This window comes from Shewanella sp. NKUCC01_JLK (genome assembly GCF_019345615.1).
GTDB classification, from domain to species: Bacteria; Pseudomonadota; Gammaproteobacteria; order Enterobacterales; family Shewanellaceae; genus Shewanella; species Shewanella oncorhynchi.
This window is the reverse complement of sequence record NZ_JAHKRD010000006.1, coordinates 13,165-33,918: the sequence shown is the minus strand read 5'-3', so window position 1 is coordinate 33,918 and position 20,754 is coordinate 13,165. Positions and strand designations below refer to the sequence as shown.

Annotated in this window: 18 protein-coding genes and 1 pseudogene; 10 read left to right on the top strand and 9 right to left on the bottom strand. The window is 46.4% G+C overall.

Annotation, left to right across the window (positions count from 1 at the left end):
* Positions 1-18 precede the first annotated feature (18 nt).
* The 3 genes from KO537_RS07930 to KO537_RS07920 all read right to left on the bottom strand — a co-directional run bounded on the left by KO537_RS07930 (position 19) and on the right by KO537_RS07920 (position 5,878).
* On the bottom strand, positions 19-3,246 hold the full coding sequence (locus tag KO537_RS07930) for a winged helix-turn-helix domain-containing protein (protein WP_219234206.1): 3,228 nt from the start codon (positions 3,244-3,246) through the stop codon (positions 19-21).
* Between the two features lie 434 nt (positions 3,247-3,680).
* Entirely contained in the window at positions 3,681-5,009 is a 1,329-nt protein-coding gene (locus KO537_RS07925) for a DUF4785 domain-containing protein (RefSeq protein WP_219234205.1), read from the bottom strand.
* Positions 5,010-5,020: 11 nt separating this feature from the next.
* Positions 5,021-5,878 (bottom strand): hypothetical protein, encoded by an 858-nt coding sequence (locus tag KO537_RS07920; RefSeq protein WP_113938915.1) that lies wholly within the window; start codon positions 5,876-5,878, stop codon positions 5,021-5,023.
* 793 nt (positions 5,879-6,671) lie between these two features.
* Here KO537_RS07920 and KO537_RS07915 point away from each other — a divergent pair.
* From KO537_RS07915 to KO537_RS07880, 8 genes are all read left to right on the top strand, one after another.
* Entirely contained in the window at positions 6,672-7,019 is a 348-nt protein-coding gene (locus KO537_RS07915) for a hypothetical protein (RefSeq protein ID WP_113938914.1), read from the top strand.
* Between the two features lie 185 nt (positions 7,020-7,204).
* Complete coding sequence (locus KO537_RS07910) at positions 7,205-7,906, top strand: TetR/AcrR family transcriptional regulator (protein ID WP_105249686.1); 702 nt, start codon at positions 7,205-7,207, stop codon at positions 7,904-7,906.
* Positions 7,906-8,916: an HlyD family efflux transporter periplasmic adaptor subunit gene (locus KO537_RS07905; RefSeq protein WP_219234204.1), complete on the top strand. Its 1,011-nt coding sequence runs from the start codon at positions 7,906-7,908 to the stop codon at positions 8,914-8,916. Before KO537_RS07910 ends, KO537_RS07905 begins: the two co-directional genes overlap by 1 nt.
* Positions 8,913-9,869, top strand: a complete 957-nt coding sequence (locus tag KO537_RS07900) for an ABC transporter ATP-binding protein (RefSeq protein ID WP_212600059.1) — start codon at positions 8,913-8,915, stop codon at positions 9,867-9,869. Before KO537_RS07905 ends, KO537_RS07900 begins: the two co-directional genes overlap by 4 nt.
* Positions 9,859-10,995 (top strand): ABC transporter permease, encoded by a 1,137-nt coding sequence (locus KO537_RS07895; protein ID WP_219234203.1) that lies wholly within the window; start codon positions 9,859-9,861, stop codon positions 10,993-10,995. Before KO537_RS07900 ends, KO537_RS07895 begins: the two co-directional genes overlap by 11 nt.
* A gap of 169 nt (positions 10,996-11,164) precedes the next feature.
* Positions 11,165-12,451 (top strand): acetyl-CoA hydrolase/transferase C-terminal domain-containing protein, encoded by a 1,287-nt coding sequence (locus KO537_RS07890; RefSeq protein WP_219234202.1) that lies wholly within the window; start codon positions 11,165-11,167, stop codon positions 12,449-12,451.
* A gap of 185 nt (positions 12,452-12,636) precedes the next feature.
* Complete coding sequence (locus KO537_RS07885; RefSeq protein ID WP_011919026.1) at positions 12,637-13,110, top strand: NTF2 fold immunity protein; 474 nt, start codon at positions 12,637-12,639, stop codon at positions 13,108-13,110.
* A gap of 122 nt (positions 13,111-13,232) precedes the next feature.
* Positions 13,233-13,760 carry a DUF4303 domain-containing protein gene (locus KO537_RS07880; protein ID WP_219234201.1) on the top strand — a complete coding sequence of 176 codons (528 nt, stop codon included), beginning with the start codon at positions 13,233-13,235 and terminating at the stop codon, positions 13,758-13,760.
* 228 nt (positions 13,761-13,988) lie between these two features.
* Here KO537_RS07880 and KO537_RS07875 read toward each other — a convergent pair whose 3' ends face one another.
* Positions 13,989-14,543 carry a DUF1415 domain-containing protein gene (locus KO537_RS07875; protein ID WP_219234200.1) on the bottom strand — a complete coding sequence of 185 codons (555 nt, stop codon included), beginning with the start codon at positions 14,541-14,543 and terminating at the stop codon, positions 13,989-13,991.
* Between the two features lie 26 nt (positions 14,544-14,569).
* The gene (locus KO537_RS07870; protein WP_113938904.1) at positions 14,570-15,163 is read right to left on the bottom strand and encodes a LysE family translocator; all 594 of its coding nucleotides are present in this window, start codon (positions 15,161-15,163) and stop codon (positions 14,570-14,572) included.
* Positions 15,164-15,562: 399 nt separating this feature from the next.
* On the opposite strand from KO537_RS07870, the gene KO537_RS07865 reads away from it, so the two are divergent.
* Positions 15,563-16,246, top strand: coding sequence for a DUF4136 domain-containing protein (locus KO537_RS07865; protein WP_219234199.1), 684 nt, complete (start codon positions 15,563-15,565; stop codon positions 16,244-16,246).
* Between the two features lie 248 nt (positions 16,247-16,494).
* On the opposite strand, the gene KO537_RS07860 is transcribed toward KO537_RS07865, so the two are convergent.
* Positions 16,495-17,316, bottom strand: coding sequence for a DUF2797 domain-containing protein (locus KO537_RS07860; protein ID WP_173245730.1), 822 nt, complete (start codon positions 17,314-17,316; stop codon positions 16,495-16,497).
* Positions 17,317-17,625: 309 nt separating this feature from the next.
* Here KO537_RS07860 and KO537_RS07855 point away from each other — a divergent pair, with 309 nt between their 5' ends.
* Positions 17,626-18,780, top strand: coding sequence for an alpha/beta hydrolase-fold protein (locus tag KO537_RS07855; protein ID WP_219234198.1), 1,155 nt, complete (start codon positions 17,626-17,628; stop codon positions 18,778-18,780).
* 71 nt (positions 18,781-18,851) lie between these two features.
* Here the strand turns inward: KO537_RS07855 and KO537_RS07850 are convergent.
* The 3 genes and pseudogenes from KO537_RS07850 to KO537_RS07840 form a co-directional block, all read right to left on the bottom strand.
* Positions 18,852-18,992, bottom strand: a pseudogene (locus tag KO537_RS07850) (DUF2797 domain-containing protein); the annotation flags it as partial.
* 112 nt (positions 18,993-19,104) lie between these two features.
* Positions 19,105-19,758, bottom strand: a complete 654-nt coding sequence (locus KO537_RS07845) for a DedA family protein (protein ID WP_219234197.1) — start codon at positions 19,756-19,758, stop codon at positions 19,105-19,107.
* A 477-nt stretch (positions 19,759-20,235) separates the two neighbouring features.
* On the bottom strand, positions 20,236-20,736 hold the full coding sequence (locus tag KO537_RS07840; protein ID WP_219234196.1) for an ACT domain-containing protein: 501 nt from the start codon (positions 20,734-20,736) through the stop codon (positions 20,236-20,238).
* Between the last annotated feature and the right edge of the window lie 18 nt (positions 20,737-20,754).

Here is a 20,754-nt window from a genome sequence, read left to right as displayed (position 1 = left end):
AACTTCCTTTTTTTTGGGTTAAAATCTAGTGTTTTGTATTTGAGATTCAATTAATAACTTATTTAAAGACTCATCATTAATGACTTCACCTAAGCAGTCAATAGACTTAATGTAGGGAACAGTAAAGTTTGGTGATTTATCTTTTTCAATTATTGGTGAAAGTAATTTTTTTGAATCGAGGCATAGTTTATGTTTGATATTTTTGTCTTTAGCAGTTTTCGCCTCTAATAAAATACTTTCTGATAATTTAGATATGTAATTAGTGTTTTGGTGGTATTTTTTAGATAGTTTAAAGAATTCATTTTTTGCTTGCATGACAAATTCTATACTCTCAGAAAATCTCCCTTGTTGTTGTAGGTTTTTTGCTGCTGCCAGAAAGAAACTGGCATAAACATCATCTTTCTTTGATGAAGAGTTTAATGCAATATCTGAGTCAATTAATGATTTTAATCTTTCAATTTCATCACCTACAGAATGAGAGAAAACTAAGACTTTGAAATATTGGTAATACTTTTGGTTTTCCCAAATATCATTATTAGGATCTTTCTCTAGTGCCGCTGAAATAGCTTCTAAACCAAGTCTGGCTTGTTTTAGAGCCTGTTCGGGTTGGGCTTGATAGTCATATAATTCTGCAAGAATTTGATGACTAGCTGATAGCCTATCTAAAATATATGGCTGCTTATTATTTTTGCTTAATTCTTGTTGGAGCTGAGTGTGGATTCGTATTGCCGAAATTACATCGCCTTGTGAAACCGCAGCGCTGGCTAACCAAGAGCGCGTATCCGCCACATCCGCAATCAACTGACTATCCTCAGGCGCTTTTGCCAAGGCGAGCAATTTAAGCCTTAATGACTCTTCAAAATCTTGCTGCGCTTTGGCAAATTCCTGCTGTTTCATCGAAACTGAGCCCAAAGTGTTATGGGCATAGGACAGCTCCATCAGCGCATCTTTATCCTCTGGCGCAAGGGCGTACATGGTTTGGCTGTATTTTAAGTATTGCTCGTAAAAAGGGCGTGACGCCGCCCAATCACTGACATCATATTTTAATTGTCCTAACCAGAACGCATTGGCACCTAAGGTTTTCAGTAGGGCTAAGTTTTCCGGCTGCAATTCGAGTAGTGGCAGCATTTTTTCTTGTGCCGCGAGTAATGCGCTGCGAGCTTCATCGATTTTATTGCGCGAATAGGCCACTTCGCCCATGGCCTCTAAGGTTTGGCCGTGTTGGAAGCGTGCATCAAAACTTAAGTGCGTATCATCTTCTTTATTGGAAAAATCACTGAAATATTCCAGTGCTTTATTGCTGATCCCATCGAGTAAGTCCATACGGCCGATGCCGCGCATCTTGTCGGCGAAGTCACCCACCATAAAGCCGAGCAAATCTTCGGCGGCGAGGCGTTTTTGCAGGGCAAGTTTTTCGGCTTCTATGCTGCGCACGCTCATAATGACGGAGGTTAAGGTGAGGACGCACAGCAGGGCGACGGTTAGGCGCCTCGTCCAGCGCAGCATATTGGCGCGTTTGCTGGAGGCTGCGATAAAGGCAGTTTCGGGATCGTCTAAATCGAATAACGGATTTTGGCTGAGGCTTTGGGCCTCTTTTAACGGCTTGCCTTCGGCGAGCAGATAAGCGCTGTGTTTGGCTTCGCTGAGCCAGCGTGTTGAAAGATGCTGTAGGCGACTCTTAATGCTTAAGCTGTCGTTATGCTCGCTAATCCAAGCCGTCGCCCGCGGCCAACGGCGTAAAAGTGCTTCGTGGGCGATGCTAAAACAGGGTTCTCCATTTTGCAGATGTGACACGAATAAGCGGCTATCGACCATGGCTTGCACTAGGGCGGTTTCGGCCGTGCTTTGCAGCTGCGACCAGCGAGCGGTGCGGCTGGTGATGGACTTTTCATCTTCGCGCAGGGTCACTAGCAGGGATAAAATCCGTGGTAGGCTGGCTTTTTCGGCATCGCTTAAATGGGAAATCGCTTGCTCGGCATTTTTACCAATCGCCCCTTCAATACCGCCAAGTGCATGATAAACCGAGACTAATAACTTATCGTCGGCGCTGCGCTGCAAATACAAGGCCTGCAGAGTGTATTGCAACATGGGCAACGCATCTGGGTTACTGGCGGCATCGCTGCAGAGCATTTCGTCGAGCGGCATCGCGGTGTCGCTGTCAACTTCCCAGCTTAAGTTGGCGGCCACCGCGGGCAGGCGGATCATTTGTAATAGCTCAGTGCGTGTTGGCGGCGCTAAGTCAAAGTGGGCGCCGCGGGCTTTACCCGCCATTAAGCTTGGGTAATTGACCAATAAAGGATAAAAATCGTTGCGACAGGCACTGATGATAATCACGGCTTTTGAGGTGGCGAGTTGTTCCAATAATTCTATGAACTGGGTTCGTTCGGGATCGCTAAATAGCGGTGATGAGAGCAACACTTCTAATCGGTCGATAAACAAGGCAAAAAACGGATTGGAAAAGGGTTTAGCCTTGAGCGCTTGGGTGCACTGGTTGATCACGCTTTGGATATCTTCGACGAGTTGAATCGCCAGAGTCTCAGCGCTCATGCCTTCGAATACTGGGATGTCGTTGATTTCCCAGTCGAGCATAGCACTGGCAAGATCGGTGAGTAGTTGTCCTTTACTCACATCGGCAAAATCTAAGCTGCTGAATGACGCGACACCAATGCCGTTATAGCCGTCGCCCTTCATTAAATTGGGCACAACACCCGCATTAATCAGGGAAGATTTACCGCTGCCACTTGGACCTAAGATCAGGCAGAAGGCACGGCCAAACAGGATTTGTTGACTTATCCGGTTAAGCAAAGTGCTGATTTGTTCACTGCGGCCAAAAAACACCTCGGCATAGTTAGCGCTATAGGCTTGCAGCCCCGGAAAGGGCGAGCCGCCTTGCCAACTCTGTGGGCTGGCGGTGGCTTGGTGTCCGATAGGAAAACGCACTTCGGCTAAGGTGCGATAGCCGCGTTTGCGTATGGTTTCTATATAGGTGGGATCGGTGGCGCTGTCGCCTAATGCTCGACGTAACTGATTGATAATCTTGTGTAGTGGATTGTCGCCGGTATCTACACCTGGCCAGCAGTGGCTGACTATTTCATCACTGCTGACGACTTCGCCCGCCCGTTGACAGAGAAACAGCAGCACATCCATCGCCTTGGGCTCAAGTTGTTTGACTTGTTTGCCAAGGAGCAGACTATTGGCGCTGGGATTGATTTGCCATTCACCAAAGAAAAATGTGCTGTCACTCATAACGATGTCCATTTATTGAGTATTGACCATGGCACGGTAAAAACTTGCGCCGTGAGTCACTCTTATTGTTATACGTATTGTTATAAAGAACCGTATGCTTGTCATTCAAAGGTCTGACGTCAAGACGTTGACATTATGCCGTTGATGATTGTTATTTAAAAGGAATAACCCTTGATAATCAATGTAAATTTTATCAGGGTGAAGTGTGGTAAATAGTCTTTAGCTTGTCATTTTTCTGTCAACAGTTTGTGCTTTACGCTAGATGTTAAATAAGGTGATGGCTTTTGGGTGTAGATTGCAAAAGATCAACAATAAAAAAGTGCCCATGATTGGGCACTTTGTATTAGAGAGGAACTTAAGGCTAACAAGCCTGACTTATCAGCACGTTAAGCTGAGTATCTTAACGTTAGCCCCTTAACATTCGTCCCTTTGGATTAGCGCGTTAAGGTTAGTGCCTTGGCTTGATAGCTTAATCTGGCCATTTGACCTTGATCTTGCAGTTCTAATTCATTGAGTTCGAAGGGCGGCTGTAAACCCGAGGCTTGGATAAGCTTAGGATCTAACATCAGCTTTAACTTCGGCGACTCTGGGGTCAGCCAATTGGCCGCTTGGGTGCGTAGAATCGCCACCTTTTGACCTTCGGCGTTGGTGCCCGTTAACGTGCCACTTAAGCCAAAACGTCCCGCCTCGGCGACAGTTAACTCAAAGTTGATTTGGTTAGGCAAGCCTTTATCCCAAACCGTGAGCACTTCGGGCTTGATGCTCGCCGAATTGACATAGGACTTAAAGACAGATTTGACCGTGCGCTGCACAGGTCGGCCATCGACTTGGGTTTGTACTGTGATTTCAATTTCACTGAAACCTGCATTACTGCTCGAAAGTGCGACGCCCGCGGGGATCACCGCTTGCCATGTCTCACCTTGTTTTACCATCGCCAGCGGTTGCATATTGCCATCGGCTTGTTTGAGTTTTGCCTGTGGTACAAAGGTGTTATCACTTTGGCTGAGAGCGAGTTCAAGCCCAAGGTTTTGCGCATCCGCCGCGATGGCGGTGGGGGCTTTGACGCTCAGTTGATAGGGCGAGCCTTTTTCCTTCACATTGACTAAGTAGCTGGCGCTCGGTGTTAACGGCTGGCTGACCTGCAGGCGATATTGGCCCGGTGTGGCTTTCGCCGACATTTGCAATGCACTCGAATCATCGGTTAACCCTGCGCTAGCCAAAGCATCGGCGTTGACCATTGATTTAACCAGTGACTCATTGGTGTTTATCCCGCTGCTATTGGCTGCTTTGCCTTGGGGTGACTGATTAGGGGTAACGCGCTGAATTTGTACGCGCTCAGGGGCAATAGCCTCTGCATGCATTAAGGCGCCAGAGCGGGTATCGCCCCGAGGTGCAATGCGCACTAAGCTCGACGCTTGGCTCATGGTGAGGCCCACGCCCGCATTAAGCTGTGCGCCTGTTACATTGACCCAATACTCGTCACTTTGGCTGGCTTGCTCAAGCTTAAGCATACTCGCTTGATACTCACCGTACAGCGGGGTGATAAAGCTAATGTAATCCGTACTGGTGTTGATGGGCGTGAGTGTTGGGCTGGCAATATTGCTATCGACGAGATCGGTATCGCTCGGCGCAGCTAAGGTTAATCCTTTGGCGTACATTGGGCTGGCATTGGTTTTGGGATCTATGGGTGTGGCTTCATCTTGGCAGGCTGCAAGCAGTCCGCTTAGCGCCAAGACACTGGCAAGTTTGCTGAGTGTGTGCATCTTAGTGCTCCTTAAATGTGGTTGCGGATCAGCGTGTCTAAATTGAAACACGCCCGGCGGCTCTGCTGATGGCTTAAGGGCTCTTGGCCACGGGTCTTTTGTTTATCGGTAAACCAGACAGTGCCAGCCGCCTTTTGTGAGCTGCAATTTAAGAAGCCGTCGGAGCAGCTATCGAGCCAGTTTTGGGTGGTTTCGAGCGCGACTTGGTATTGATAACCCGCGCAGTAACTGTCGCTGTCCCAAATAGCGGAATCAACATCTGAGCCCACCACGACTTCGAAGGGTTTACCCAGTGATGGGCGACCCGCTGTGCCATTAAGCCAAGCGTTGTTATAGTTTGCCATCCAACCGACTTGCTGTTGTTTCACCGCATTGCTGCCATAGCCTAAGAGCCAGCCTAAGCTGGTTTCGAACACATTACCTTGGTTCACCGCATCGGCCAGCGGCGTACCAGCACTGGAAGGCGCGATGGCGATAACCTTTGAGGTGGCGTTGATCACTGCAGGATAACGGCTGTCCCACGTAGGGTTAGATAAAATCCACCGCACTACGTTGCCACCATTGGAGTGGGTCAGCAGAATTAAGTCGTCGATATTTTTGGCTTGAATAAAGCTATTGAGCTGCGTGGCCAGACAACCTGCGGCGCTTTCTTCCCACATATATTGGTCAAAGTCGCAGTTGATCACTGTGTAATTGTTTGGCACTGGGATGCCTTGGCGCACTGAGTTAACAAATTCGGGTGTCCAGTAATCGGCTAAGGCATTGGTCTGGTGACCCGTACCATGGATAAAGGCGACTCCGGTTGCGGCTAACGTTACTGGGCTGACAGCGAACAGACCCAAGAGCATGAGGGCTTTTTTGATCTTCATGGCTATATCTCGTGTTGTTGGTCTTGTTGATTGTGGCCGCCAGTCCGTTGCGACAGTTTAGGGCAAGTCAGTTAATGCAGGATTTGCCGTAAATAAGCTTGAAATCGGCTGGCATGGCTCGGTTTATAGGCGCTCAAGCGCGGGTTACTCATTTTGGGTAAAACATGACTTAAGGCCTGAATACGACGGGATAGCGTGAATGCGCTAGTTTAGGTTGGCATCAAATGTGATTGCCGTAACTTAGCCATTATCAACAGGACTTAACTCAAGCTTATTAACCTAGACGCAACATTTTAAGCTGGCAAGTAAAACAATCATTATAAAATGCAATCGCAGGGTCGCATTTTGAACGGTTCGTTTTAATGTCAAACTAAAGGCTGATAACCTGATGATAAGCAATGCCTAATAAACTAAATTGTGTTTTATCGTGTTTGAAATATCGATTTGCTTACACAAAAGAATTTTCTGTGACACCCACTTAGCGTTTGAATTAATCGGTTTATCGTTCTGTATATAAAGGTTTTTTGTGATAAATAATTCAAACTCGCTCATTTACTCTGGGATATGGGTATCACTTTAGTGCATTTTAAGACTAAACCGATTAGGCTGAGCTGAGGTAAAGTGGGATAAACGGGATAAAAACCAACATTGCCGAGATGATATTCTTCTTATCTTAATCAGTCATCTGAGCCATGGATTGACTGAGAGTAGAAAAAGTAGCGCGATATGGGCAGGTTTAATCTAAATAGACAACAAACACGGGAGAATAAGTTTGGCGATAGAACATAATAAGATGGTGAGTTGCTTAAGTGGACTGCAATGTCGCACTAATTTCACCATAAAAAACATTACTGAATACATGCTCCCAGAAACCAAAGAGGCTTTCTATTTACACCTCGACGGTAAATCACCAAACTTGATTATTCGCCCTGCATTCGAAGTCTTTTCCGGCGAACTTGCCACTATTGCAGGCGTGCATGCCAAATACGACTATTTCCACAATGCCGAGATGACACGTTTCCCCAAACGTTTACATAAGAGTTTGACCGAAACCCACTATGGCCTTGCCTTTAGTTTTGACACGGTTGAAGCCGTACAGCAATTCATTACCCGTTTGAGTGCGATAGTGAAAGGCGCATAAGCTTTTACTGTATAAATCTTTAATAGAAGGCCGCTTAATTTTTCGATTGAACGGTACTCAAATTTTAGCCTTGCAGTGCTAGGGTTAAATTCCTCAATATCAATGAAAATGAGGAATTTAACTGCTGCCTTTTTACGCGGCTTTTCAGTATATTCATCAATAGATGAATTTTGCTGGAGCTTGCCATGTCGCTTATTCCCGGTCGCCCAAAGGGGGTTGTGCCATTTACCGCCCAAACTGAATCACAGCCGCAGACTCCTGGTCGTCCGAAAGGGGATTCCGATGCCCGCCAACGCTTAATTATCGCAGCCTTAAGTCTCTTCAGTCATCGCAGTTATCCCAGCGTTTCTACCCGCGAAATTGCCCGCGAAGCCGAGGTTGATGCTGCGCTTATTCGTTATTATTTTGGTTCAAAATCGGGCCTGTTCGAACAAATGGTGCGGGAAACCCTTGAGCCCGTATTAGCGCGTTTTCGCGAAATATCCGCCGCGGATGCCCCTAATAACTTGGGTGAACTTATGCAGACATATTATCGTGTTATGGCACCTAACCTGGGATTGCCACGGTTGATTATACGGGTGTTACAGGAAGGCGATGGCTCAGAACCCTATCGCATTATGTTGTCTGTTTTTGAGCAAATTTTATCCCTCTCGCGGCAATGGCTCGAATCCACATTAGTCAATGCGGGGCTATTGAAGGAGGGATTAGATCCCGATTTAGCACGCCTCAGTTTCGTGAGTCTGATGGTCTTTCCGCTTATTGCGCCCCCGGTGTTAATGCGTCAGTTCGGTTTTTTTAGTGCCGATGCTGATGGTTTACAGCGTTTAGCGCTGCACAATATGCAGGTTTTTACCCAAGGTGTACTGCGTGAACCGAGGAAGTCGTAATGAGTGTGAATTTTAAAATTCTGACGCACGTGAATGTGGGTTGTGTGATCTTGCTATTAGTCGGCTGCACCGAAGCGCCGCCCAGAGTGCTTGGTACTGTCGAGCGGGACAGGCTGACACTTACTGCGCCTGTAGGTGAGTTGATTACTCAAGTGAATGTGGTTGAAGGTCAACAGGTTAAGGCGGGTGAGGTGTTAATTCAGCTCGATACAACCTCAGCCAATGCGCGCCTCGCCCTGCGCCAAGCCGAGCTTGAACAGGCTAAAGCTAAACTTTCTGAGGCGGTCACAGGTGCGCGTTTAGAGGATATAGAACGCGCCAAGGCCGTGCTCGACGGGGCGAATGCTAGTGTGAAAGAAGCTCAGCGAGCCTTTGAGCGTACCAACCGTTTGTATGCCACGAAAGTGCTGAGTCAAGCGGATTTAGATACGGCCCGTGCGGCGCGGGATACCAGTTTAGCCAAGCAAGCTGAGGCTCAGCAAAGCCTGCGATTGCTAGAAAATGGCACCCGTAGCGAGCAGCTAGAGCAGGCCAAAGCGGCGGTGGCCGCAGCTCGCGCCAGTGTCGCTATCGAACAAAAAGCCTTAGCAGACTTGAGCTTGGTAGCGGCGCGTGATGCGGTTGTCGATACGTTGCCTTGGCGAGTCGGCGATCGCATTGCCGCAGGCACTCAGTTGATTGGTTTGCTGGCGAGCGATAATCCCTATGTACGGGTTTACCTGCCCGCGACTTGGTTAGACAGAGTGAAGGCGGGTGATAGCGTCAATATTCTTGTGGATGGCCGCGAGATACCGATTGCTGGCACTGTGCGCAATATCCGCAGTCAACCTGCTTACACGCCATTTTATGCGCTGAATGAACGTGATCGTGCGCGGCTGATGTATTTGACCGATATCACGATTTCCGCCACAGATCAGGACCTACCTACTGGCATGGCATTAGAAGTTGAACTCGATGTGCTGCAACTCGATGTGCTGCAAGGAGTGCAGCAAAAAGTGGAGCAGCCATGAAAAGCGCTGATTTTGCTATCGAGACCCAAGGTATGACCCGCGCCTTTGGTGGTGTTAATGCGGTAGAGAATCTCGACCTCGCGATTCCCAAGGGCACCATTTATGGATTTCTCGGCCCCAATGGCTGCGGAAAATCGACTTCAATTCGCATGTTGACTGGGTTGCTGAGTCCAACATCGGGGAATATTCGTGTTTTGGGTGAAACCTTACCCGGCGCCGAGGAAAAACTGCGTCGCCGCATAGGCTATATGACGCAAAAATTCTCCCTGTACGACAATCTTTCGGTGCGGGAAAACTTAGAGTTTGTCGCGCAAATTTATGGCCTTAACCGCCGAGCATCAAAGCTGCGAATAGCCGAGTTAGTCACGCTATACGATTTAGTCGGCCGCGAGAAACAAATGGCGGGCTCCATGAGTGGCGGCCAGAAACAGCGTTTGGCCTTAGCGGCAGCGACCTTACATCACCCCGAATTATTGTTTCTCGATGAGCCGACATCGGCGGTCGATCCTGAAAATCGGCGCGAGTTTTGGGAGCGCTTATTCGATCTCTGTGCCCAAGGCACCACGATACTTGTGTCGACTCACTATATGGATGAGGCCGAGCGTTGCCATGGTCTTGCGATTTTAGAGCGGGGGATAAAACGTGCCGACGGTTCACCCCAGCAACTGATGGCGGCGATGGGCGCTCGGGTGGTTGAGATCTCAGGGGACGACTTACGTAATTTAAAACAATCACTGATCAGCGAGTCCGCGGTATTGTCGGCGGCGCAAATTGGCAGTCGTTTGCGGGTGTTAGTGCGCAGCGATATTGAAGATCCGCTTGCTTGGCTTAAACCAAGGGTTGCCAGCCGGACGATGGAAGAAGTGCGCGCTAGCTTAGAAGATGTGTTTGTCACTTGTACTGGCGAGCGCTTGGCTGGGGTTTCCAAGGGAGAGACTGACCATGTGGCGTAGGATTTTTGCGATTGTGGTCAAAGAGCTGCGGCAGTTGTCGCGGGATCGCATGACCTTTGGCATGATAGTCATGATCCCGTTAGTGCAACTGATGTTGTTTGGTTATGCGATCAATACCGATGCTCGCCATCTGCCTGCTGGGTTAGTTAATTTGAGTGATTCTGCCTACAGTCGCGCACTGGTTAAGGCGGTGGAAGCAACGCAGGTCGTAGATTTTAAACAGCGTTATTTAAGTGCAGCCGAGGCTGAGGCGGCGATCACTCGCGGCGAAGTCAAAGCTGTGCTGTATTTGCCCGCCGATCTTGATGAGCGCTTAGTGCGTCACCCAAGCTTTGTGGGTCAGCAATATTTAGCCCAGTCCTATATCGCACAACCCGCTGGCCAATGGCTGGTGGATGGTTCAGATACGGTTGTCGCTTCAACTATTCGTAGCCTAAGGCAAATGCCACTGGATGAAGTCGCAGGAAGAGCACTAAAAACGGCGATGCCGAGTTTTGAAGTGGTGCAATATTTCAACCCAGAACAACGTTCTGTGGTCAACATAGTGCCCGGTCTGTTGGGGGTAATTTTGACTATGACCATGGTGATGTTTACTTCCGCCGCCATAGTGCGTGAGCGCGAGCAGGGCAATATGGAGTTTTTGATCACTACGCCAGTACGGCCGCTGGAGTTGATGCTGGGTAAAATCGTGCCCTATGTGATGGTCGGCTTTGTGCAAGTGACCATTATCCTGAGCGCAGGGCATCTGTTGTTCGATGTGCCCATTCGCGGCGGGCTTGATTCTATCGCCCTTGCCGCTATGTTGTTCATTTGCGCCAGTTTAACCTTAGGATTAGTGATTTCGACCATAGCTAAAACTCAGTTGCAATCGATGCAGATGACGGTATTTATCCTCCTGCCATCGATTCTCTTGTCGGGATTTATGTTCCCCTACGAAGCCATGCCTATCGCGGCGCAATGGATTGCCGAAGCATTACCCGCAACCCATTTTATGCGCATGTCACGGGCCATAGTGCTGCGCGATGCCCAAGTGATAGATCTGCAATTTGATGCCCTGTGGATGATAGGTTTTACTTGTATTGGGTTATTGATTGCCAGTATGAGATTTTCGAAGCGCTTGGATTAACCCTGTACTGAGTTTCATCATCAAGGGCAAAGTGCCGAGTTTTGATATAGCGCAAATTATCAGTAAACAGTCGCGCTAAGCCATTGAAATCGATGTTGCTTAATTAGGATATCCCTTACACTGCCGCTAGGGCGATTGCCGCCATCATGCTTAGCGAAGGGAATTCATTATGCCTCCAATCATTTGTCATAGCGCGCTCGATGCGGTTGCTTTAATTCAAAGCGGCGAGACGCTGTGGACTCATTCCATGGGCGCCACACCGCGCATTTTATTAGATGCGTTGGCGCAGCATGCACTCACCAAAGAAAATCTCACCCTGTTACAGTTACATACTGAAGGCGCCGAATCCTTAAGCCATCCCAGTTTACAGGGGCATTTACGCCATCGATGTTTTTTCGGTGGGCTGCCAACGCGGGCATTACTGCAAAGTGGTGACGCGGATTATGTGCCGATTTTCCTGTCTGAAGTGCCTAAGTTATTTCGTTCCGGCGAGCAAAAAATTGATACCGCAATTATCCAAGTGTCGCCACCCGATAAGCATGGCATGTGTTCCTTAGGCATTTCGGTTGAAGCAACGCTCGCAGCTTGCCAAGTCGCGGGTAAGATCATCGCTCATATTAATCCACAAATGCCGCGCACCCATGGTGACAGCTTTATCCATATCGACCGTTTTGCCGCTGTGTATGAGCAGAGCGCGGCGTTGCCCATTCATTCCTTCGCGACGGGGGATGCGGTGAGTTTGGCGATCGGTAAAAATGTTGCTCAATTGGTGCGTAATGGCGATTGTTTGCAAATGGGTATAGGTGCGATCCCCGATGCCGTGCTGTCTTGCTTAACCGAACATAAAGACTTAGGCGTCCACACAGAGCTATTTTCTGACGGTATATTACAACTGGTTGAAAAGGGCGTGATTAACAACAGCAAGAAGCGTTTTTATCCGGGAAAACTCGTCACAGGTTTCGCCCTGGGTAGCCAGAAATTATACGACTATGTTGATGATAATCCTGCGGTTATCTTTATGGACATAGAGCAAGTCAACGACACGGCCATTATCCGTAAAAATCCTAATGTGATGGCGATTAACTCGGCGTTGCAGGTCGACCTTTCAGGCCAAGTGTGCGCCGATTCCATTGGCACTAAAATCTATTCCGGTGTCGGCGGCCAGATGGATTTCATCCGCGGAGCAGGGTTATCTGAAGGTGGTCGTTCTGTGATTGCGCTGCCCAGCACTGCCGCGGGGGGAACGCTTTCTCGTATTGCAAGCGTGTTATCACCTGGCGCAGGGGTTGTCACCACTCGGGCCCATGTGCATTACATTGTGACCGAATACGGCGCAGCTAATCTACGCGGCCGTTCACTGCGCGAACGGGCACAAGCGCTGATCGCCATCTCTCACCCAGATTTTAGGGAACAATTAAGTCGTGATGCCTTTGAGGTGTGGGGATTAAATCTATAGCATTGTAAATCTTGGTGTTATGGCTTGCTGCCGAGTTTGCAGTGGTGCAAGCTCGTTTGAGCGTAAAGGATTGGTTTTAATACGTCGTTTAATCGCGGTAAAGAGTCATTCGTCTGTCTCGATATGGTATAAACTCTTGGCGGGTTTGACCGACAGACTTATAAATAAAGGAGTCAATAATTTAAATGGATGATATTGAATTAAAAGCATATTTAACAGAGAGAGTGTTATCTTTTTGTACGCGCTGGAACAGTATCGAAAATACCCTCTATACCGAAAGAACTGCCGAAGAAGATAAGCTACGGCAGGAATTGCCAGTGGCTGAATTCCATTATGCGAAGCAAACCGATTGGTTTGCTTTACTGAATGAGCAAATAGCGCCGTTATTTGACGATTTTTGCACCGATAAGCCCCGTGTTTACGGCGGAAAAGTGCGTAATTCCTTCGGGTTTCCTTCAAAATTTAATGGTTGCGATCATCCTCTTGAAGTGCAAATTACTTTTAAAAATAAAAGCAGAGCCGAAATCTATATTAAAACCAACACTAACTTCGAAGATGAGTATTTGTTTATTGCTCTTAAAAAAGCCGATGAATGGCGTATCGATAGCTATAAAAATCGTCGCTATGGCAATGAGAAATGGAGCGTACAAATCCTTTAATTCAGCTTAATCTCAATGCTTGACGTCAGTAAAAAATGACTAAAGCATTGAGTTTAGTAACGTCGGTTTAATTTAAGTGATGCACTGAGACACAAAAAATATTGTGTAAATGGAACATCTTTATGCCATTAGATAATGCTCTTATTGCTCGAATCAAAGCTGAGACATTGCGGTTTACAACGGTTGAGGTTGAGCAATTTTTATTAGCTCATCCTGATAAAACCTTTTATGCCTTTGCTTTTGACACCCATGCCGAATACGCAGAATTAAATCTTTGTTTTAATACAGAGGCAGATTTTCAGCAGCGATTGGCCTATTACCAGTCTGGGGAATGGGCTGAGTCATACCAAAGCCCTGAGGCCATCCAAGAACTTAAATTCAATACAGGTGACTGGGAGTATCAATGTTTTAGTACATGTTACCTGCTTTCAGAGGATGAGTTGCAGACGATTCAACAGAGCTTACCCGAGGATGACTTTAGTGAGTGGGAGGAGATAGCACGGCAAATACGCGCAGTGTTTAACGAATGCCTAGTGCAGTTTACACAAACTGAAGTCTATCAAGCGATTCCTAAAACCGATGGTTTTATGGCCTTTAGTATCGACCATGATGAAGATGTTGCTGATATGCTGGCCGATAGATTTTTATAAAATTGATTTTAAACACTTTAAAATCATTAACATCTACGTTAATTAGTAGGCCCTGATTTCCAATTGCTCGATTATCTTGTTGCCTTGCTCAAGCCCTACATGGTTAACAATCATCGCTTTAATTAGCTCAACATAGGTTGGCTGGATATTGACGTTATCATCGAAAAGGGCTTCATCCGTTTCAGTGATAAGGGCCGCAATCTCATTAAAGCTGCCGTATTTGGACTGTTATGAGGATTTCCCCATGCACTCTGCTAACAGTTTGACGAAAAAGTCGCTGCCTTTACGTTCGCAAAAGGCGATGTTACGTTCTGGGATGGTTTCGGGATCGTTGTAGTTAGCAAGGGCTAACTCCATGCTGGCTTCGCGGATGATGTGCAGGGTTGGGTAGGGCGCGCGGTTGGTGAAGTTGGCTGCCCCGTCCTGTGGTTCACCATCGAAACAATAGTCTGGGTGAAAGGTGGCGAGTTGATAAGTGCCTTCGTACTCGTGTTCGATAAGCGTATCGGTTGCCATGTCGATGAGGTCGAGATAAGCATAAAACCCCTCAAAACCACGGGGTAGAATAAACAGTGTGGTTTCGGCTTCGGGGTGGGCGTCGAGGTATTGGCATTCTTCGATCAATGCCTTAAGCACTTGTTTGACTTTAGTTTGTTCCACCACCAGATACCGAATACTGCCGCGTTCGACTTCTTGTCTGGCGAAGGGGCAGATATTGTATTTCATGATCACTTTTTTCACCCAGTTGTCGGTTTGTTGAGTGATCATGTCAATTTCGTTCATGGCGGTCGTTTGCTCGTGCTTAAAAATTAGGGGGCGATCATAGGGATGATAGACGCCACAAGCAAGAGCGCCATGCTGATATTAAAAATCTTCTGTTGGCGCTCATTTTTCAAAATGCGTTTAAGGGCTACGCCAAAGCCTAGCCAGACGATAGCGCAGGGAAATGCGACGCACAAAAATACCGTTGCGATAGTGATGACCTGCGGGGTCAAATCCTGCTGTACTGACGTGAACGTCGCAATCGCGCCCACGGCCATGATCCAGCCCTTAGGGTTGACCCATTGAAAGGCCGCGGCTTGGATAAAACTGAAGGGTTTAGCAATGGCTTTGCCTTCCATCTTGCTACTGCTGTTGGCAATCAACCAAGACAGATACAAAAGGTAACCTATGCCGACGACTTTAATCACTTGATGGATGATAGGATAGCTTTGGAATAGGGCGCTTAAGCCCAAACCTATCGCGAGGATCATGGTCGGGAAGCCAAGGCTTATTCCCATAAGATGCGGAATACTGCGTTTTACGCCAAAGTTTACCCCTGAGGTCATTAGCATAATATTGTTAGGCCCTGGGGTGATCCCAGATGAAAAGGCAAACAACGCGATAGCGAGTATTAACTCCATAGATAGATCCACACCTTTATTTTAGTTTTATGGCATTGTGATTATTTGCCGCATTGAGCCTGCGATTTACTCATCGGACGGTACGCAATACTGTGTTGCTATTATTTATAATTGCGACATTTGATTGCAACGCAGGCGAGGCATTCTAGCGATTAAATGTTGCCGCGCCTATACGACATAGCGAGTTTATAAACTAAAAAGAATAACAAAATATGTACATGCCTCGATGGGATTAATGGCGTGAGAATAGGGCTAGCGCAGTTTGATGGTTTTCTGTGTTAGTACGAATATCAAGATATATTGGAATATGCTGATTTAACACTATGATGGATATCAGCTTTCAGTTTTAGTAATAGCAACTATCCTTAGACAGCATTTTATAGATTGAGGTAACAGGGCATGATGAATTCATCATTACATAGTGAGCTAAGTGGAGTGCTAAATCGACAGTTCAGTCGAGTTCCTTGCTGGGTTCCCGACCGAGTGTTAAGTCGGTATTTGAGAGTGTTAATACTGCTTTTTAGCAGCGTTTTAGGTCTTACTGGGTGCGTGACTGTGACGGATAACGCGGCGCAGCCGTTGCGAACCACAATCGTGATGTCTGGCGATCTCAGTGAATTACCGTCAACGGCAATGACATTCACTTGGCATCCTAAATTTCAAAAAATCATCACAGATAAACGCTTAGATCCGCAGCCAGTGTTGCAACACATGCAAGCCGTATTAAAGCAAACTTTGCAGAGTAAGGGATATCGCTGGGTCGAAGATCCACTACTGGCGGATTTTCAGGTTGGCTTTGGCGTCGCTATGGGAACTGAAATGAGCGATGAACAAATTTTGGCAGTGACAGGGTTAGTCGCTGGGCTGTCAACCGACGGTGTGAATACCCAAAAGTATGACAAAGGTACCGTGGTGATAGCGCTCTTTAAACCCACTAAAATACAGGGCGTTGATGAGCCAATTTGGCGAGTGCTTGCCCAAGGTTTTGGCAACATTAAAAAGATGGATGAGCTAACCGAAAATTTCGACAGTCTCATTGCCAGTATGTTGGCCAATATGCCGTCGGTTAATGTGGCTCTTTAGTCAGCGTTTGAGCTTTAGTTCAGTTCTAAGTGAATTGAGTCAGCATTTTGGTTGGAGCATTCGCCAGATAAACGGGATTAGTGCTTAATTGAGGTGTCTTGGTCCCATGTTTGTGGTGCTAGCTCCCATTTTTGAACTGTGGGACATGGTACTTTAGTGACAGCCATCTCAATAAAGGGCGCGACAGTGAAAACTGCCGCGCTTTTTCATTTTAACGGAGGGAAGTTCCATTTTGATTTCAGACTGTTTCAGTCGTGCTCGACTGTGATCTCGTAGGATGAAAACTTACGAATGTTAATCACGCCCGTATCAAACATTAAATACTGCCCCTTGATCCCCTGCAAAATTCCGCTGACGACCACATCTTTATCGAAATTGTGCGAAGTGATCTTTTTCGGAAAGGTGTCAATTGGATAATGAATTGGCTGAATCGTTTCGTGCAAACGCTCGATACTGTAATCGCCTTTTTGCATGCCGATTTCGTGCAACTTAGCCTCAATTTGTGGGATCAGTTCCGCAGCCTTAGCATTTAAATCAATATCGTCGGCATGGCCTTTTAACATGGCTTGCCAATGGGTTTTATCATTAACCAGTTTTGCCAATTCTACTTCGACTAAGCCTGAGAGCTGTCTTGTTGAGACTTTAAAAATCGGTAAACCTTGGGTAGCACCTTGGTCAATCCAACGGGTGGGCAGTTGAGTGTGGCGGGTAATGCCGACTTTAACGCCCGAAGTATTCGACAGATATACATAATGCGGCACAAAACAGTGGCTCTGGGCCCACTCTGGTTCGCGGCAAGTGCCTTGGTCGTAATGACAAGTTTCCGGCTTCATGATGCACATATCGCAACTCGCCAGCTTTTGCATACAGACAAAACAATGGCCCTGCGAGTAACTCTTCTTGCTCTTTTTACCGCAGTTGCAGCAGAAAATATTACCCGTGTGTGTCAAGGTTAATTGCTTTCCTATCAATGGATTGAGCGGGAGTAACTCATCACCAACAACGAGTTGATATTGCACTTGTTGCGCGTCATTTAACTGCACGCGCATCTTTTTTAGCGTTCCTAACATGGTCATCCTAATGTGTTGCGTTCTGGTGCAGCTTAGTCGCTCATCATGCGTTCTAGTGCACGCTTTCGTTATATCGTCATTGCGTTGCCGTCAGTATACAAGATTATCCAAGTCAGTTTAGATAGGATTTTTCGATAAGTAAGTCGATTGATGGCGTTAATGACCTGAGTCGATTGAATGAGCTGATTAAGTGCGTCTTTGTAAACTGTACTCAACTCCATCGTCTTAATTAGACTTTTTGAGGGTAATGATTTGAGTCTTATGATAAAAACCAGTAAGTTACCTAGCATTACAAATAGAGGTGTACTTATGCGGTTGGTTTTAGTGCTGATGTTTTTCTTTTCAACGGTTGTCTTCGCACAGACGGATAAGACGGTAATTTATTCAGAAATCTTGAATGATGACATCAACTTACAAATCGATTTGCCAGATACCTATGCACATTCCAACGATTTTAACTATCCGGTATTAATCGTACTAGATGGCTCTACCCAATTTGAGCATGTGGCTGCGAATGTCGGTTTTTTAAGTACTTATGCCATTATTCCAGAAATGATCACCGTTGGCGTGAGTTCGGATCAACGAATGAAGTATTTCACGCCGACTCAAATCGATAAATTTAAAGACAGCTCCGGTGGTGCTGAAAGGTTCAGGCAGTTTTTAGAGCAAGAGCTGCTCAGTGAGTTAGGCAAAAAATACCGCACCTCAGATTATCAAATACTCACGGGTCACTCCTTCGCGGGGCTGTTTAGCAGTTATGTCGCCTTGACGCCAAATAGCCAATTTGATGCGGTGATTTCAATCAGTCCCAGTTTATGGTGGGACAGTGATTGGCTAGTGCTTAAGTCGGTCGAGTTATTACAAGCTAAGCGTGCGAAACCACTGCGCTGGTTTTTGAGTATGGCAAGTGAGCCCAATGAGATGGCGAGCGCGTTTGCGGCGCAAATTAAGCAGTTGCAAGACCGCTTAGGTACAAGCCCTACGGATAACACATCAAAGCAATTGCATTGGTTTTACAAGCACTTTCCCGATGAAACCCACGACAGTACGCCGCTTGTAGGCAATATTGAGGCGTTAAAGACACTTTTTGCCGGTTGGAATGCCGTGCCTGAAATTGCCGTTATGCCACTTAAGGATATAAAACAGTTCTATCGGCAAAAGAGCGCTGAGTTTGGCTATGAATTTCCACTCTTTGCTCAGCAATATAATGTTTATGGGCTCAAGGCCACTTATGAACAAAAAACGGCTTGGGGCGTTGAAATTCTCGCAGAGGGGACGCGTGCGTTTCCTCATTCAGAGGTGTTATGGGACAGTTTAGCGACCGCCTATGATCTGGATGGACAACTTGAACAGGCGATAAGAGCCTCCGATAAAGCCGTGCTATTAGCAAAACAAACGGATTCCGTGTTTTTAAATGAGATCCTCAGTCAAGCTAAGCGCTTGCAGTTGCGAGCGAAAAAGTAACCGATCCCAGAGAGGGGTTAACTACAAAGTTGCAACATGTTTGGGCAAGTCTCACGCGGCTGGGTAATATTGCTCTTTTTACCGCAGTTGCAGCAGAAGATATTACCCGTGTGGGTCAAGGTTAATTGCTTGCCTATCAATGGATTGAGCGGGAGTAACTCATCACCAACAATGAGTTGATATTGCACTTGTTGCGCGTCATCTAACTGCACGCTTTCGTTATATCGTCATTGCGTGGCCGTCAGTATACAAGATTATCCAAGCCAGTTTAGATAGGATTTTTCGATAAGTAAGTCGATAAGTGAGTCGATTGACTGAGTGCACCTAAACCTCTTTTGTTTTATTTAACCATTTGTACACTAAGGCAATAATACCGAAAGTAAGCAGGGCTACTGGTAAGTAAATGATTATGCTCATAAATTGTGTTTGGTATTTTGTTGCTAATTGGGTATGGCTAATGAGATACCCAAAACCAACAACGGAAAAAATCCACACCATTGAACTGATGAAGTTAATGAGTAAAAAACGACGGGAAGAAATACCCGTTGCACCTAAAATATAGGGGTAAACGGTACGAACAAAAGGAATATAACGTGCGAGTAGCAGGGTTATCACTCCATAGTTATCAATAAGGTGGGTCGCTTTTTCCTGATGTTTGATATCAATATTCGACAGCAGTTTTTGGTAAATTTGGGTATGCCCTAAAAATCGACCCTGTAAATAACCTATAGCTGTACCTGTAAAGGTTGCTAGAACCAATAACGGCATAATACCGATATGAAGAATATCTTGATAAATCAGCACTCCAGTGAGAAAGAGTAGGCTATCTCCGGGTAAAAATGCGGTGGGAATAAAGCCATTTTCTAACACTAAAAAGCCACAAATTAATGCGCTGACCATGATGGCGATTTTAGGATTGGCTAAAACCGCCAGATCATTGTGTATCATGGCTTGGGCCAGTTCGTATAACTGCTCCATACGTACTACTCCCTAAAATAATTGATAAAACATAAAGATGGTAAAGCTCGAAAGCGGCAAAGTGGTCATTCTGAACCGGAGCTATGGTGTTTCGTGGGTTATTCTACCAAGGGAGCATGAATCGAAAGGCAGTTACAACATTAAATTTTGTTGGTGTTAGTGTGTTTATTGTTCAGTAATCGGGTTTTGTGGGCTTTTTATAGTAAAAATATTAAGCATTATTAGATGGTTAATAAATTTCGAATGATGACATCAACTTACAAACCCACTTGCCTGATTCCTATGCGCATTCTAACTATTCCAACTATCCAGTATTGATTGCACTGGCTTAACTTAATTTGAACACCTTGTCGCGAATATCGGTTTTTAAGCATTGCTTTAAGCGCTCTTAAAGTGCTTTTTGAAAGTGCCATTGCGAGTGCACTCTCTAAATATGTTGGTGTGCTAAGTGTTAGCTTGCCGTAAAAGTAAACAAGATTAACGGCTTAATCTATCGAGCACGAGATCATCCCCAAGAGCATAGAGGGATTCTACCAGTTGATCTTCTTGGGCTAGATCTGTGAGTCCAAGGCCAATGGTGGCCCGAAAGAGTGCTATACCTGTGTGGCCTGCGGTTTCATATTGACTACTAAACTGCTCGATATTGATGCCAATTGCATTGATTTTATTGGATATATCGAGCACAAGTCCGGGTCTGTCATAGGCCACTAGGTTGTAACTTAAGCGTTTGATGGGCTTAAGGGCGACCGAGGTTTTAGAGTAGGTGAGGGACAGGCTATCGATGCATTCTAGGGCCTCAATGAGCTCGTCCATGCGCAGTGACGGCACTTTGAGTAACAATATCGCGGCAAAGACACCGTCAATATGGCGTAATTCTGAGTCGAGCCAGTTGCCGCCATGACGACTCACTGCATGGGCGATTTGTTCTACTAATCCTTTTCTATCAGGTGCTTGTAGTGTGATTAAGTATCGTAGCATAGTGACTGACTCCTATTT

Bases quoted from the DNA above. Each gene is read 5' to 3' on its own strand.
- KO537_RS07930 (WP_219234206.1), bottom strand. From the start codon at position 3,246: ATGAGTGACAGCACATTTTTCTTTGGTGAATGGCAAATCAATCCCAGC.
- KO537_RS07925 (WP_219234205.1), bottom strand. From the start codon at position 5,009: ATGCACACACTCAGCAAACTTGCCAGTGTCTTGGCGCTAAGCGGACTG.
- KO537_RS07920 (WP_113938915.1), bottom strand. From the start codon at position 5,878: ATGAAGATCAAAAAAGCCCTCATGCTCTTGGGTCTGTTCGCTGTCAGC.
- KO537_RS07915 (WP_113938914.1), top strand. From the start codon at position 6,672: ATGGTGAGTTGCTTAAGTGGACTGCAATGTCGCACTAATTTCACCATA.
- KO537_RS07910 (WP_105249686.1), top strand. From the start codon at position 7,205: ATGTCGCTTATTCCCGGTCGCCCAAAGGGGGTTGTGCCATTTACCGCC.
- KO537_RS07905 (WP_219234204.1), top strand. From the start codon at position 7,906: ATGAGTGTGAATTTTAAAATTCTGACGCACGTGAATGTGGGTTGTGTG.
- KO537_RS07900 (WP_212600059.1), top strand. From the start codon at position 8,913: ATGAAAAGCGCTGATTTTGCTATCGAGACCCAAGGTATGACCCGCGCC.
- KO537_RS07895 (WP_219234203.1), top strand. From the start codon at position 9,859: ATGTGGCGTAGGATTTTTGCGATTGTGGTCAAAGAGCTGCGGCAGTTG.
- KO537_RS07890 (WP_219234202.1), top strand. From the start codon at position 11,165: ATGCCTCCAATCATTTGTCATAGCGCGCTCGATGCGGTTGCTTTAATT.
- KO537_RS07885 (WP_011919026.1), top strand. From the start codon at position 12,637: ATGGATGATATTGAATTAAAAGCATATTTAACAGAGAGAGTGTTATCT.
- KO537_RS07880 (WP_219234201.1), top strand. From the start codon at position 13,233: ATGCCATTAGATAATGCTCTTATTGCTCGAATCAAAGCTGAGACATTG.
- KO537_RS07875 (WP_219234200.1), bottom strand. From the start codon at position 14,543: ATGAACGAAATTGACATGATCACTCAACAAACCGACAACTGGGTGAAA.
- KO537_RS07870 (WP_113938904.1), bottom strand. From the start codon at position 15,163: ATGGAGTTAATACTCGCTATCGCGTTGTTTGCCTTTTCATCTGGGATC.
- KO537_RS07865 (WP_219234199.1), top strand. From the start codon at position 15,563: ATGATGAATTCATCATTACATAGTGAGCTAAGTGGAGTGCTAAATCGA.
- KO537_RS07860 (WP_173245730.1), bottom strand. From the start codon at position 17,316: ATGTTAGGAACGCTAAAAAAGATGCGCGTGCAGTTAAATGACGCGCAA.
- KO537_RS07855 (WP_219234198.1), top strand. From the start codon at position 17,626: ATGCGGTTGGTTTTAGTGCTGATGTTTTTCTTTTCAACGGTTGTCTTC.
- KO537_RS07845 (WP_219234197.1), bottom strand. From the start codon at position 19,758: ATGGAGCAGTTATACGAACTGGCCCAAGCCATGATACACAATGATCTG.
- KO537_RS07840 (WP_219234196.1), bottom strand. From the start codon at position 20,736: ATGCTACGATACTTAATCACACTACAAGCACCTGATAGAAAAGGATTA.